Source organism: Flavobacterium johnsoniae UW101 (assembly GCF_000016645.1).
Taxonomy (GTDB): domain Bacteria; phylum Bacteroidota; class Bacteroidia; order Flavobacteriales; family Flavobacteriaceae; genus Flavobacterium; species Flavobacterium johnsoniae.
The window spans coordinates 2,889,683-2,904,109 of record NC_009441.1; the positions used below are offsets into that span (position 1 = coordinate 2,889,683).

Sequence of the window (14,427 nt, forward strand, 5' to 3'; positions counted from 1 at the left end):
TAAACGCTTGCAAAATCTATGTTTCTATGTGTTTAAATAAAATTTATTCATGTATGAATTCTCAAAAAGCCTGGATAATCTGCTGTTTTTTTAATTTTCTGATTGCTTGTGTATTCGGATTAGTAATGCGGCTGGTGTATCTTTTTCCTTTAGATTTTATAAACTACAGTTTTCTGCTTCACGCACATTCTCATGCTGCAATGCTGGGCTGGGTATATATGATGATTTACGTTCTAATTGTCTGCTTTTTTATTCCGAAGGAGAAAAGACAAAATCGAATTTATAATCGTTTATTCTGGCTGACACAATTTTCGGTTATCGGAATGATGATTGCTTTTCCTATTCAGGGTTATGCCTTGTTTTCTATTGTTTTTTCGACTCTGCATATTTTGCTGAGTTATGTTTTTTGCAGATTGGTTTGGAAAGATACTGCTAAAGAAAAAACACCGCAGCAAAGACTTTTACGGACTTCTGTTTTGTTTATGATTTTGTCGACTTTTGGAGTTTGGTGTTTAGGCCCGGCTGTAAGTACACTTGGAAAGCAAAGTGCTTTTTATCAAATTGCGATTCAGTTTTTTCTTCATTTTCAGTTTAACGGCTGGTTTATACTGGCAATTTTAGCGTTGTTTTTAAAACAATTTCAAAATAAAATAGATGAGGTAAATTTTAGAAAATTTTATCTTTTAATTATTATTTCAACGCTTTTAACGGTTTCTTTTCCAATGCGATGGTTTGTAGAAAATAATATATTGAATTACATTAATGTTCTGGGAGTTTTGGTTCAACTGCTGGCTTTTGTTTATTTCTATAAAATGCTGCAGCCGCAAATTCATCATTTTAAAAATTCTTTGGATAAAATGACTAAAACAGTTTATGGTTTGGCTTTATTTTCGTTGTTTCTCAAAGTAGGAATTCAGTTATTGACGATTTCTCCCAATTTATCCGAAGTTTCGCATCAAATCCGAAATTTTGTAATTGGATTTATTCATTTAACAACTTTGGGAATTATAACCGGATTTTTATTTGGAATATTATTGCAGAATAAAATGCTTTCTGCTGATTCAAGAGTATTAAAAATAGGAGTAAAAGCTTTTATAATAGGTTATTTAGCAACCGAAATTTTGCTTTTTCTTCAGGGTGCGCTTCTTTATTTTGGTAAAGCAATGCTTGCAGGATATTATGAAAGTATTTTTGTTTTTAGTGTGCTTTTGGTATTTGGATTAATTTTAATGATGGTATCCAGTAATAAATTTAGAATATGTTCCTCTGGAGCTTAAAACTGAACAGAGTTAAAAAAAACAAAAAACAAGAGTCGATCCATTCCTAAAAAATCTCCTCTTGTTTTCCTCCTAAATCAAAATGTGTAATCTTTATATTTTTTGTGCTTCCCTATTTATTGCTTCAATTGTTTTTTCATTGTTTACGCCTAAACCTTCCTGCTGAAACACTAATTCTCCAGCCTCATTAAATACACTTATAATATTTGAGTGCGAAAAATCTACCGGAGATATTTGTTTGTAATTAACAGCCAAAACAGCAGCAAATTCTCGTGTATTTTCTTCAGATGAACGAAGGAAAAGCCAGGGTTCCTGATTCATTTTATTTTCGATTGCAAAAGATTTCAGTCTTTTTGGAGTATCGGTTTTTGGATCTATGCTTACCAAAATCAGTTTTACATTCTTTTTTGTTTTCTTGTCGAGTTTCGATTCAATATCTCGCATATCAGCAACTAATCTTGGGCAGGCAGCTTTACAGCTTGTATAAATCATAACCATTACCAAAACATTTCCTTTAAGACTTTTTAGTTCTATCTCTTTATTGTCCTGAGTAGTCCATTTTGACGGCAGGTTGTAAATTGACAAATCGCTGATTTCTTTACTTTTTTCTGCGGGAATATCTTTTTTATCACCTTCTTTGCAGCTTTGCAAAGAAAATGAGAAGATAAAAAGAGCAATTATTATTTTTTTCATTTCATAATAAATTAAAATTAGAGTTTTGGTTTTGTGCTGGATGCACATCTAAAACCAAGATTTCGGGTTGAATATTGGGCCTTAAGACTTCCTCTAAAAGCATATCGCATAAAAGCTGCATAATCCATTAAATCGGTGGCATTTACAGAAGCGCTTCCGCAGAATAAATTCTTATCACTGCTTTTGTCTTTTCTTGATTCTCCCGATAAAAAAATGCTGTTAAAGTCAGATGTCCATTCCCAGACTAAACCGTGCATATCATAAATACCCCAATAATTTTTAAAAGTCTGCCCAATTTTATTTTCATAGGTTTTGGACTTTTCATACCAGGATAAAATATATTCGTTAAACTCTTTTTTGGTTCTGGCATCTACTTTTTTTTCATCGGCCATAGCCGCGTATTCCCATTCATCCATTGTAGGTAACCGCTTTCCCTGACATTCACAGTATTTTTTTGCAGCAAACCATGAAACACTAGTTACAGGCGATTTAGAGTCAGCATTTCCAAAATCAAAATCGCTTTTCCAATACGACAGATAACTTTTGTCTGCAAAAATTCCTTTTATTTTTGATTTACTGTACTGCTGATTTTTTTTAATAAAATTTAAAAATTCTGCATTTGTAACTGGGTAAACATCCATATAAAAAGATTTTACAAGTACAGGCTTTTTGGAAGAGGCTCCGTAAAGAGGGACAAACGTGCCCTCCTTTACCGGAACCATTCCATTTTCCTGAGCCCTTGAAAACCCTGAGAGCATCAAAAAAAAGGTAATAATGAAAAAGTGTATTTTCATGCTAAAGAATTGCTGTTATCTTAATGCTTTTACCATTTCTGGAGTAATCTCTGTTTTATTATTGCCCCAGCTGTTGTAGATATAAGTTAGAACGTTTGCTATTTCATCATCAGATAAATTTTGAGCGGGCATTACGTTGTTGTATTTTTTTCCGTTTACAGTTACTTCGCCAGTTAAACCATGTAATATTGTTGTAATAGCGCGTTTAGAATCGGCATTTAAGTAATCTGATTTGGCAAGAGGAGGGAAAGTACTTGGAATTCCCTGCCCTTCAGATTGATGACAGGCAAAGCAGGTTGTACCAAATATTTCTTTTCCAATTTTAATTTTCTCTTCAACTGTACGTTTCGGAACAACGGTTTTTGCAGTTGAACCTCCCGGCATTTTTTGAATTGTTCCTCCTTCCGGCAGATAAATACCTTCCTGAATTGTTCCAGAGTAGATGTTTTTGTTTTCTTTTCCTTCAACTTTCAGCATTCCCAGCGCCCCTTTATTAAATGCTCTGAAAATAGAGTGGTCAACCAAAATAAAAGTTCCCGGAGTTTCTACTTTAAAATCTACAATTGCTGCACCGCCGGCAGGAATTAAAGTAGTTTGAACATTTTTATTGATAGTGCTTCCGCCTTCTATATGAACACTGTCGAAGATTTCACCAATTACGTGGAAAGAAGAAACCAAATTTGGTCCGCCGTTTCCAACAAACAAACGTACAGTTTCGCCCACTTTTGCTGTCAATTCACCGCCATTTGTTAAAGAACCCACTTTTCCGTTAAAAACTACATAATCCGGAGTTTCTTTTACAGCTTTGTTCATATCAAAAGGCTGTAAACCTTTTTCTCCATATTCGCCCTGAGTATAAAAATCTCCCTGCATAACATAGTATTCCTTATCAACCGGAGGAAGTCCGCCTTCCGGCTCAACCAAAATCAAACCATACATACCGTTTGCAATATGCATTCCAACAGGCGCAGTAGCGCAATGATAAACATAGAGCCCTGGGTTAATTACTTTAAAGCTGAATACTTTTTCATGCCCCGGAGCGACTAATGATGAGGTTGCTCCGCCACCTGGACCTGTTACGGCGTGTAAATCAATATTATGAGGCAGTTTATTGTCTGGGTGATTTTTTAGATGAAATTCTACTTCGTCACCCACACGAGTTCTGATAAAACTTCCCGGTACAGAACCTCCAAATGTCCAATAGGTATATTTTACGCCATCGGTCATTGTACCTTCCTGTTCTTTGATTTCCATGTTTAGTTTTAGTTTCACGGCTGTCCTGTTACCTACTGGTTTTGGCACATGAGGCGGAGAGGTAAGTTCTGCTTCCATTTCTCCTTCGGTCATGATATCAGCATAGTTTTTTGATTCTTCCTTTTTACAGCTTCCTAAAAACAGGACGACAAAAAGAGAATAAACCAATAATTTTATTAAAATGCAGTTATTCTTTTTCATAAGACTTAGTTTTTATTTTTCAGGTTTAAAATTTTTATCAAAAATAAAAGACTAATTTGTCTTTTATTATGATAAAAGTCATACTTTGAAGAGAAAGAAAAAATTAATTTGCTAATTATAAAAACTGAAAAAGCCAGAGTTAAATCTTGTTAAAAAATGTATGTTGATTATTTTTTAATAAAAATAAATGACTGTCTGAATTTTAGAATAATAATGATTATTTTTGCTCGCTGATTAAGTTAAAAAAATTACTACACTATATTATGGTAAAAGATTTATTCGAAAGAATTCAGGACAATAAGGGACCTTTAGGAAAATGGGCTTCTCAGGCAGAAGGTTATTACGTTTTCCCAAAGTTAGAAGGAGAGTTGGGTCCTAGAATGCAATTTCATGGAAAAAATATCCTAAACTGGAGTTTAAATGATTATTTAGGTTTAGCTAATCATCCAGAAGTTCGTAAGGCTGATACAGATGCAGCAGCTCAGTTTGGTGCAGCTTACCCAATGGGTGCTCGTATGATGTCTGGACACACTACTTATCATGAGCAATTAGAAAATGAACTGGCTTCTTTTGTAATGAAAGAATCAGCTTATTTATTGAATTTTGGTTACCAGGGAATGGTTTCTATTATTGATGCTTTGGTTACAAAAAATGATATCATTGTTTATGATGTAGATTCACATGCTTGTATTATTGATGGTGTTCGTTTGCACATGGGTAAACGTTTTACTTACAAACACAATGATCTTGAAAGTATGGAAAAAAACCTGCAGCGTGCTACTAAAATGGCTGAAGAAACAGGTGGAGGTATTTTATTTATTACCGAAGGTGTTTTTGGAATGCGCGGACAGCAGGGAAAATTAAAAGAAATTGTTGCGTTAAAGCAAAAATACAATTTCCGTTTATTAGTTGATGATGCACACGGTTTTGGTACACTTGGTAAAACAGGTGCAGGAGCAGGTGAGGAGCAGGGAGTTCAGGCAGATATTGATGTTTATTTCTCTACTTTTGCAAAATCTATGGCTAATATTGGTGCTTTCGTAGCAGCAGATAAAACAGTTATTGATTACTTAAAATATAACTTACGTTCTCAGATGTTTGCAAAAGCATTACCAATGATTCAAACAATTGGTTCTTTGAAACGTTTAGAGTTATTACGCCAGTCTTCTGCAATTAAAGACAAACTTTGGGAAAACGTAAATGCTTTACAAAGCGGTCTTAAAGAAAGAGGATTTAATATTGGAGATACAAATACTTGTATTACACCAGTTTATTTAGAAGGAAGTATTCCAGAAGCAATGGTAATGGTTAACGATTTAAGAGAAAATTACGGTATTTTCCTTTCTATTGTTGTATATCCTGTTATTCCAAAAGGAATTATTTTGTTAAGAATGATTCCAACAGCTTCTCATACATTAGAAGATATCAAAGAAACATTAGCAGCTTTTGAAGCAATTCGTGAGAAACTGGTAAACGGAACGTATAAAGAAATTGCAGAACGTACAACAGTAGACGTTTCGTAATTGATTTAAAAATAAATTCTCACATGGGAATTATGTAAAAAAATCCATTCGTTATGCGAATGGATTTTTTTTATTTGAGGTAACTTTATTTCATAATCACAAAATAAAAACAGCATTATGAAAAAAGTACTAACACTAACGGCCCTTGTTTTTACGGTTCTTATTTCTTGTAAAAAAGCAACCGAAACAGAGCCAATACAAATTACTCCAAGCCCGCCAAAAAAGGCCGAAATTGTAGAACCAGCCGGAGATCAATGTTATGAATGGAGATCAAACGGAAGCATTATGGAGATGAGTTTTAATGTAAACTCTCATCAGGAAGTAAATGGAAAATTAAAAGTTGATATAGTAGGAAAAGATAAAAATGAAGGAACTCTGATTGGTAATATGAAAGGTGATACTTTAATTGCTGATTATACTTTTAATTCTGAAGGGGTTTCATCAGTAAGAGAGGTTGCTTTTTTAAAAAGAGAAAATACCTTTATTGAAGGATATGGAGATGTAGTATCTGCAAATGACAAAGTGACTTTTAAAGATAAAACAAAATTGAAATTTGATCCAAAAAATACACTTACTAAAGTAGATTGTAAAGTAGAATAAATGAAGTGTTTATAAAGTGAAAAATCCATTCGTTTTGGGGGCGAATGGATTTTTTTTATATTATAACAAAGTGTTTAGTGTTCACGTAAGTTGAACAGAAAACTTTTTTAAAGATTCTTCAAATAAGTCTTTCTCTGGCAATGAATCGTTGGGTCAAAGTTTTTCCAAAGTAAGTGAATAGCATTATTCTCCAAAAGTTCAGGAGTTCTAATGCAATTTTGAATTCCTTTTTCAGAAAAAGTTTTATAATACTCATCAAAAATAATGGCTGTAACACCTTTATTTTGATATTCCGGACGAATTCCAATTAAATAAAAAACTACGTCTTTACTGTGTTTTTTTGCTTTTAGCAGCTTTAAAAAACCAAAAGGAAATAATTTACCTCTTATTTTTTGCAATGCTTCTGTAAAACTTGGCATTACGATACTGAAAGCTACTAAATTATCATCTTTATCAACTACAAATTTTATATATTCCGGATTGATAAAACTGATATATTTCTTTTTAAAATATTCTTTTTGAACATCAGAAATCGCTACAAACGAAGCCAGTTTTTCATAAGATTCATTAAACAAATCAAACATTTTGTCTACATGAGGCATAATGTCTTTAGTTTTTGTAAAATTAAGCGCTTTTAGTCCGTAACGTTTTTTAATTAATTCCTGGGCTTTTTGGAAAAATTCAGGTTTAACATTCGAAAAAGGAAATATGCTTTCGATGTATTGTTTTTCTACTGCAAATCCTAGTTGTTCTAAATGTGTTACATAATATGGGTGGTTGTACCACGTAATCATAGTTCCAACCTGATCATATCCTTCTGTAAGAACTCCCACTTTATCCAGATTCGAAAATCCCATTGGACCTTCTGCATGTTCCAGATTGTGTTTTCTTCCTAATTCAAATACTTTGTCAAGAAGTGCTTTTGTTACTTCAATATCATCAATAACATCAAACCATCCAAAACGAACTTTTCGCTTGTGCTGATTGTTTACTTCTGCCCAATTAATAATTGCTGTTATTCTTCCAACAATTTGATTGTCTTTGTAAGCAAGGTAAAAATAAGCTTCGGCGTTATCAAAAGCAGGATTTTTAGTTTTATCAAATGATTCTAATTCATCAGCAATAATAGGAGGAACCCAATATGGATTGTCTTTGTAAAGTGAAAACGGAAATTTGATATACTCAGTTAATTCCTTTTTGGTTTTGGCTTCTTTAATTGTAATCATTAAGTTGGTATTTGCTCTTTTTACAGAGGTATTTGATTGTTTATTTTATTCGTACTTAGCTTTACGTTTTCTTTCTTTTTCCTGATAATCGATAGGTTTTTTATTATCGATGTTCTTTTTGGCTCTTTCTTTGTTTTTGTATTCAATAACTTTCTCTTTATACCATCCGTCATAACGCCAAGAGAATCCAACTCCGCCATACAAAACAGAAGGAGTGTTCTTGAAATTGGTGCTTATTGAAGTATCAACCTGCATGTTTGATGATAAAAGAAAAGCTGCACCGCCGCGAATAATTGCGTCACTGTAAAAATCACTTTTAAATCCTTGGTTTTCAACAAAACCAGACCATCTGTCATTAAATCCGTGCGTTAAAGTTAAGATATAACCATAACTTGGGTAATCTGTACTTATATAATCAGCAAAAATGTTTGTTACAAAAACCCATGATCCGCCTCCTAATAAGTTTTGTGTAATTAACGAAACTTTTGGAGAAATGGCACCATCAGGAGAAAAATAATACGGATTATCAGCTCCAACAAAGTTAGCTCCAGCAAAAACAGAAACCGCCGGGATCAATTCGCGCCATTGAAAATTACGATTGGCTTTGTAGCTGTAAATATTAGCTTCTCTTTTGTAGTTTTTGTACGGATCGTAAATAAGATATTTTGCTCCTAAAAGCGTTTGTCTGAAATTGTTTTTTTTGTAGCTGGTATAAGGTGTGTCAAAGTTTTCCATTTGATATTGAACATCCAGAACAAATTCCAGCTGTTCCAGAAAAGCACCATATCTAATGCTTAAATCTGTACCAAAACCAGAGGCGTCATAATCTAGTAAATTGTGTTTTTCTTTAATGCCATAAACACCTATTTCACCTTGAATAACTGATTTTCCAACTGAATAAGCAGACATACTTTCGCCGGGACGGTTTGAATTAATGACGTCTGTGTATTGTGCAAAGAAAATTTGCGGAGTAAAAAAAAGTGCGGTAAAAAGTAATTTTTTAATTTTCAACATAATTATTTGGGGATTAGAAAAATAATAACGCAATTCAAATGTACTATATTTTATTATTTATTTAAGATTGATATTTTAATTTTAAACAACGGATTTACTAATTTTGGAAAAAAATTATATGATCATGCAAGAAGCATCTTTTACAAATTTGTTTAAAACGATAATGTGGATTATTGCGTTTTATTATATTTTTAAATTTTTGGCTCGAATCTTTTTGCCTGTATTGGTAAAAAAAGCAGTTGAAAAGGCAGGAGAAAACTTCCAAAGACAACAGCAATACAGCCAGGATAATTCATGGCAGCAAACCCGCAATAACAACAATGACGAAATAATCATCAATACCGCTAATGCTAAAAAGCCGCGCGAGACCAAAAAAGTGGGGGATTATGTTGATTACGAAGAAATAGATTAAGTTTGCATCCTGACAAATAAGGATTCATCATTTAACCAAACCAGCCCAAAATTGAAAATAGTAAATAAATTCTATCCGCATGCCCTTGTAGTACTGGGCTTTATTCTCGTTTCATTAATTTATTTTTATCCGGTTCTGCAGGGAAAACAAATCTTCCAGTCAGATATAGCTCAATACACCGGAATGGCCAAAGAGCAAAATGATTTTAGAGCAGCAGAACACGCTGAACCATACTGGACAAACTCTGCTTTTGGAGGAATGCCGACTTACCAGTTAGGGGCTAATTATCCAAACGATTTTGTGGGTAAAATAGATGATATGCTTCGTTTTCTGCCGCGTCCTGCAGATTATTTATTTCTATATTTCTTAGGTTTTTATGGTTTGTTATTGGTTTTAAAAACAGATCCGTTAAAAGCTTTTATTGGCGCTATTGCGTTTGGATTTTCTACTTATTTAATTATTATTCTTGGAGTTGGGCACAATGCTAAGGCACATGCTATTGCGTATATGCCATTGGTTATTGCCGGATTTATACTCGTTTTTCAGAAAAAATACATTTGGGGAGGTCTGCTTACCATGTTTGCCGTTGCGTTAGAAGTTAACGCCAACCACTTTCAAATGACCTATTATTTATTGATTTTCTTATTGATATTATCAGGTTATTTTACCTTCAATTTTATAAAAGATAAAGAATATAAACCGCTTTTAATTGCAATTGGAACTTTGGCTGTTGCCGGAATTTTTGCTATTGGTGCCAATGCAGCCAATTTAATGGCAACTAGCGAGTATGCTAAATTTAGTACACGAAGCAATAGTGAATTGACTTTTAATCCAGATGGAACAAAAAAGACAAATGAAAATGCTTTAAGCCGTGAGTATATTACTGAGTATAGTTACGGAATAGCTGAAAGTTTTAACCTTATTGCTCCAAGACTTTTTGGAGGTTCTAACCACGAAAATATAGGAACTGACAGCAGTATGTACTCTTTTATGATGGAGCAGGGAGTACCGGCAAGTCAGGCAGAAGATTTTGTATCAGGAATGCCGACATACTGGGGAGATCAGCCAATAGTTGCTGCACCTGCTTACATTGGTATAGTTGTTTTTTTCCTGGCAGTATTGGCATTATTTATTGATGAAAGAAAAATAAAATACGTATTTCTTTCAGGAGCATTGTTTTCATTAGTGCTTTCTTGGGGAAAAAATTTCTCGCTTTTGACTGATTTCTTCATTGATTATGTGCCAATGTATGATAAGTTTAGAGCAGTATCATCTATTCAGGTTATTTTAGAATTGTGTTTTCCAGTATTAGCAGTAATGGGAATTCAATCGTTTTTTAAAGCAAAAGAAGAGCCTAAATTACAGCAAAAAGCTCTTATACAAACAGGAGTTTTTGGTATAGGAGTTATTTTGATTTTAGTTTTTGCAAAAGGCTTTTTCCACTTTACAGGAAGCAATGATAATTATTTCCTTCAAAGTTATGGAGCAGCATTTGTAGATGCATTAAAAGAAGACAGAAAATCTTTATACCTAGCTGATTTACTTCGTTCAGGATTTTTTATAGTCGTGACTTTTGGAGCTTTATGGCTGTTTATTAAAAATAAGTTCTCGCAAACAACTACTTTGGTAATTGTAGCTCTTTTAATGATTTTTGATTTGTTTTTTGTTGACAAAAAATATGTTTCTGCGAAAGATTTTGTGAGCCCGGTTCAAATTGCGGCTCCGTTTCAGGAAACACCTGCTGATGCAAAAATTTTAGAAGATACAACACATTATAGAGTTTTTGAAGTAAACGGTAATATGTCAAGCGCAAGAGCTTCCTTTTTTCACCATTCTATTGGAGGTTATCATGCAGCAAAACCAAGAAGAATGCAGCAGTTATTCGATTATCAAATTGCTAAAAACAATCTGGAAGTACTTAATATGTTAAATGTTAAGTATGTGATTCAAACCGATAAAGAAGGAAAAGAAATTCCAACAATCAATCCCGATGCAAATGGAAATGCATGGTTTGTAAGCTCAATTAAGCTGGTTAATAAAGCTGATGAAGTTATGAAAACTTTAGATCATCTTGATACTAAAAAGGTGGCTGTTTTCAATGTTCATGAGCATGAAGGCAAGTTTAGAAATGCCCGTATGAAAAAGCAATGGGATACAACCGGAACAATAAAACTAGTTCAATACAAACCAAACTACATTAAATACCAATCTGATAATGGAAAAGACGGATTGGCTGTTTTCTCTGAAATCTATTATAAAAACGGCTGGAACGCTTACATTGACGGACAATTAACGGATCATTTCCCTGTTGATTATGTTTTAAGAGCTATGGAAATTCCGGGTGGAAAACATACAATTGAATTTAAGTTTGAGCCAAATGTTATTAAAACAGGAGGTACAATTAACCTGGTTAGTTCTATTGGAATGTTTGTGCTTTTAATTGGAGGAATATATTTTGAAAGAAAGAAGTTTAGCGAACAAGCTAAGTAATTAGCATCAGTTTGCACTTTAAATAATAATCGATTTTCATTGGAACAAAAAAAGCTTTTAATTATTACGTATTACTTTCCTCCAGCTGGCGGACCGGGAGTACAACGCTGGTTGAAATTTGTAAAATATCTGCCGGATTTTGGTGTTCAGCCTATTGTTTATGTTCCAGAAAATCCAACATATCCAATTGTTGATGAAGGTTTAGTAAGCGAAATATCAGATAAAGCAATTGTTCTAAAAAATAAAATTTGGGAGCCCTACCAGCTGGCTTCTGTGTTTTCAAAAAATAAGACTAAGAAAATCAGTTCCGGAATTTTTCCGCATAAAAAAAAGCAGACTTTTTTAGATAAAACTTTTCTTTGGGTGCGTGGTAATTTATTCATTCCGGATGCACGCGTTTTTTGGGTAAAACCTTCTGTTGCTTACCTTGAGAAATATATCAAAGAAAACAATATTGATACTATTGTAACTTCTGGACCGCCGCATAGTCTGCATTTGATAGGTTTAGAATTAAAAGAAAAACTAAATGTAAAATGGTTTGCCGATTTCCGCGATCCGTGGACAACTATTGGCTATCATAAAGCACTTCGTTTATCTGGCTATGCAGCTAAAAAACATAAAAATTTAGAACACAAAGTTCTGAATTCTGCTGATACTATTATTGTAACGAGTAAAACAACAAAAACAGAATTTGAAGCGATTACTAATAAGCCGATTTCTGTAATTACAAACGGATACGATATTGAAAAGGTTGAAAAACAGCCTTTAGACGAAAAATTCACTCTTGCGCATATTGGTTCATTTTTATCAGACCGAAATCCTAAATTCTTATGGGAATGTCTAGTTGAACTACTTCAGGAAATCCAAGATTTTAAATCTCATTTAGAAATTAAACTAATTGGAGCCGTAAGTCAGGAAATTTTAGATTCTATAAACGAATTTAAATTAAATGACTATTTGAACCTTTTAGGATATGTTTCGCACAATGAAGCGATTGCACATCAAAAAAAATCTCAGGTTCTGCTTTTAATCGAAATTAATTCAGAAGATACCAAAAGCATTATTCCGGGTAAATTGTTTGAATATATGGTCTCAAACCGCCCAATAATTGCGATTGGACCAAATGGTTCTGATTTTGCCGATATTATAAAAGAAACAAATACAGGAGTATTTTTTGATTATTCAGAAAAAGCGAAGTTAAAAAGTGTAATTTTGGACTTTTATAATCAATTTTTGGAAGGAAAGTTACAAGCTAATGGTGTTGGTTTACAGCAGTATTCACGAAAAAACCTGACAAAGCAATTAGTACAATTGATAAATTAAAACAACAATTTCAAAAATAAAAAGAGAGCAGAAAATCAAAAATCTTAACTCTACAATCTAAACTCTGCAATCAAAAAATGGGTATTGTCTTAAACCAGTCTTTTAAAAACACCATAATTACATATATAGGCTTTGGAATTGGAGCCATTAATACGCTTTATTTATACCCTGTTTTTTTAGGCGCAACTTTTTATGGTTTAACGAATTATATCACATCTGCAGCAAATGTTATTATGCCTTTGTTTGCAATTGGAATGCAGAATACTTTGGTTAAATTTTATTCGCAGTACCAAACAGATGAAGAAAAATCCCGTTTTTTATCCTTTACGGTTTTATTTCCGCTGTTATTAATAATTCCACTTTTGCTTATTGGTCTTGTTTTTTATGATGAGATTATATTCTTTGTATCAAAAAAGAATGCGATTGTAAAAAGTTATATCTGGTTAATACCATTTATAGGGCTGTGCATGGCTTATTTTGAAATTTTTTATGCCTGGCTCCGTGTAAATATGCATTCCGTTTTTGGAAACTTTATTAAAGAAGTAGGTTTACGATTGTTTTCATTATTTCTATTGATAGGCGTTTATTACGATTGGCTCAGTGTAGAAGGTTTTGTGTATGCAACAGCTGTTTTATACTTTTTGGCATTTCTGGTTACGATGTTATACGCGTTCAGTATTCAAAAGCCAACTTTTCAGTTTACAATACCAGTTAATACAAAAGATATATTGATATATACATTTTATATTATTTTATCTGGAAGCGTTGCCAATTTGCTTTTAGATGGAGATAAAATGATATTGAATCAGTACATGCAGATTGAAAATATTGCGTTCTATTCTGTAGCAACTTATATTGCTTTGGTAATTTCGGTTCCGAGTCGTGCCATGCACCAAATTGTATATCCCATTACGGCAAAATTAATGCATGAAAATAAACATGACGAACTGAATCAGCTTTATAAAAAGACTTCTATAAACCTGCAGATTGTGGGTGGTTTTGTAATGCTTTGCATATTCGTAAACATTAATCAGTTGTATGAGTTGGTTCCAAAAGAATACAGCGGCGGAATTGCAGTTGTATTTATGATTGGTTTATCTAAGTACTTTGATTTAATTTTAGGAAACAATAACGCTATCATTTTTAATACTAAATATTACCGCATGGTGCTTTATTTAGGATTAATGCTGGTTGTACTAACAGTTGTTTTAAATATGATCTTTATTCCAATTTTCGGAATATTCGGGTCTGCTTTTGCTACTTTATTATCTATTACATTATACAGTTTAGCTAAGCTGCTTTTTGTGGTTAAAAAGCTTAATTTATATCCTTTTACAAAAGAAACAATCTCGTCAATGCTATTAACATTTGCTTTGTTTTTAGTATTTTATTTCTGGGAGTTTCCATTTTTTCAGCTTATCAGTATTGCCTTAAAATCTATTTTGGTAACCATTTTATATGTTTACCTGAATTACAGATTTAATATTTCTCCGGATATTAATAAAGTTATAGACAACATTCTGAGAAAAATAGGAATTAAAATTTAGTACGATTTTATTTCGAAATAAGGAGGGTAATTTAAAATCGAATCTATTTTGTTTTTATATTTGTTAGTAGTAA

Annotated in this window: 12 protein-coding genes; 7 read left to right on the forward strand and 5 right to left on the reverse strand. The window is 32.8% G+C overall.

The window, feature by feature from the left end; all coding sequences use genetic code 11:
* The first annotated feature begins 53 nt into the window (after positions 1 to 53).
* Entirely contained in the window at positions 54 to 1,277 is a 1,224-nt protein-coding gene (locus FJOH_RS12550) for a hypothetical protein (protein WP_073099563.1), read from the forward strand.
* A 93-nt stretch (positions 1,278 to 1,370) separates the two neighbouring features.
* On the opposite strand, the gene FJOH_RS12555 is transcribed toward FJOH_RS12550, so the two are convergent.
* Genes FJOH_RS12555 through nirK form a run of 3 tightly spaced genes read right to left on the reverse strand, consistent with a single transcriptional unit; the run spans position 1,371 to position 4,219 of the window.
* Complete coding sequence (locus FJOH_RS12555; protein ID WP_012024482.1) at positions 1,371 to 1,970, reverse strand: SCO family protein; 600 nt, start codon at positions 1,968 to 1,970, stop codon at positions 1,371 to 1,373.
* A 17-nt stretch (positions 1,971 to 1,987) separates the two neighbouring features.
* Positions 1,988 to 2,764 (reverse strand): formylglycine-generating enzyme family protein, encoded by a 777-nt coding sequence (locus tag FJOH_RS12560; RefSeq protein ID WP_012024483.1) that lies wholly within the window; start codon positions 2,762 to 2,764, stop codon positions 1,988 to 1,990.
* Between the two features lie 15 nt (positions 2,765 to 2,779).
* Positions 2,780 to 4,219, reverse strand: a complete 1,440-nt coding sequence (gene nirK / locus FJOH_RS12565) for a copper-containing nitrite reductase (protein WP_012024484.1) — start codon at positions 4,217 to 4,219, stop codon at positions 2,780 to 2,782.
* 263 nt (positions 4,220 to 4,482) lie between these two features.
* Between nirK and FJOH_RS12570 the strand changes: the two genes are divergently transcribed.
* Together FJOH_RS12570 and FJOH_RS12575 are read left to right on the forward strand one after the other, a co-directional pair.
* Positions 4,483 to 5,742 carry an aminotransferase class I/II-fold pyridoxal phosphate-dependent enzyme gene (locus tag FJOH_RS12570; protein ID WP_012024485.1) on the forward strand — a complete coding sequence of 420 codons (1,260 nt, stop codon included), beginning with the start codon at positions 4,483 to 4,485 and terminating at the stop codon, positions 5,740 to 5,742.
* 117 nt (positions 5,743 to 5,859) lie between these two features.
* The gene (locus FJOH_RS12575) at positions 5,860 to 6,342 is read left to right on the forward strand and encodes a hypothetical protein (RefSeq protein WP_012024486.1); all 483 of its coding nucleotides are present in this window, start codon (positions 5,860 to 5,862) and stop codon (positions 6,340 to 6,342) included.
* A 107-nt stretch (positions 6,343 to 6,449) separates the two neighbouring features.
* On the opposite strand, the gene FJOH_RS12580 is transcribed toward FJOH_RS12575, so the two are convergent.
* Both FJOH_RS12580 and FJOH_RS12585 read right to left on the reverse strand, forming a co-directional pair.
* The gene (locus tag FJOH_RS12580; protein ID WP_012024487.1) at positions 6,450 to 7,568 is read right to left on the reverse strand and encodes a hypothetical protein; all 1,119 of its coding nucleotides are present in this window, start codon (positions 7,566 to 7,568) and stop codon (positions 6,450 to 6,452) included.
* 45 nt (positions 7,569 to 7,613) lie between these two features.
* Positions 7,614 to 8,582 carry a transporter gene (locus FJOH_RS12585; protein ID WP_012024488.1) on the reverse strand — a complete coding sequence of 323 codons (969 nt, stop codon included), beginning with the start codon at positions 8,580 to 8,582 and terminating at the stop codon, positions 7,614 to 7,616.
* A 124-nt stretch (positions 8,583 to 8,706) separates the two neighbouring features.
* Between FJOH_RS12585 and FJOH_RS12590 the strand changes: the two genes are divergently transcribed.
* From FJOH_RS12590 to FJOH_RS12605, 4 genes are all read left to right on the forward strand, one after another.
* Positions 8,707 to 8,994, forward strand: a complete 288-nt coding sequence (locus FJOH_RS12590; protein WP_044048302.1) for a DUF4834 family protein — start codon at positions 8,707 to 8,709, stop codon at positions 8,992 to 8,994.
* A gap of 51 nt (positions 8,995 to 9,045) precedes the next feature.
* Complete coding sequence (locus FJOH_RS12595; RefSeq protein ID WP_012024490.1) at positions 9,046 to 11,484, forward strand: YfhO family protein; 2,439 nt, start codon at positions 9,046 to 9,048, stop codon at positions 11,482 to 11,484.
* A 39-nt stretch (positions 11,485 to 11,523) separates the two neighbouring features.
* Complete coding sequence (locus tag FJOH_RS12600) at positions 11,524 to 12,807, forward strand: glycosyltransferase family 4 protein (protein ID WP_012024491.1); 1,284 nt, start codon at positions 11,524 to 11,526, stop codon at positions 12,805 to 12,807.
* A gap of 77 nt (positions 12,808 to 12,884) precedes the next feature.
* Positions 12,885 to 14,354 (forward strand): oligosaccharide flippase family protein, encoded by a 1,470-nt coding sequence (locus FJOH_RS12605; RefSeq protein WP_012024492.1) that lies wholly within the window; start codon positions 12,885 to 12,887, stop codon positions 14,352 to 14,354.
* Positions 14,355 to 14,427 lie beyond the last annotated feature (73 nt).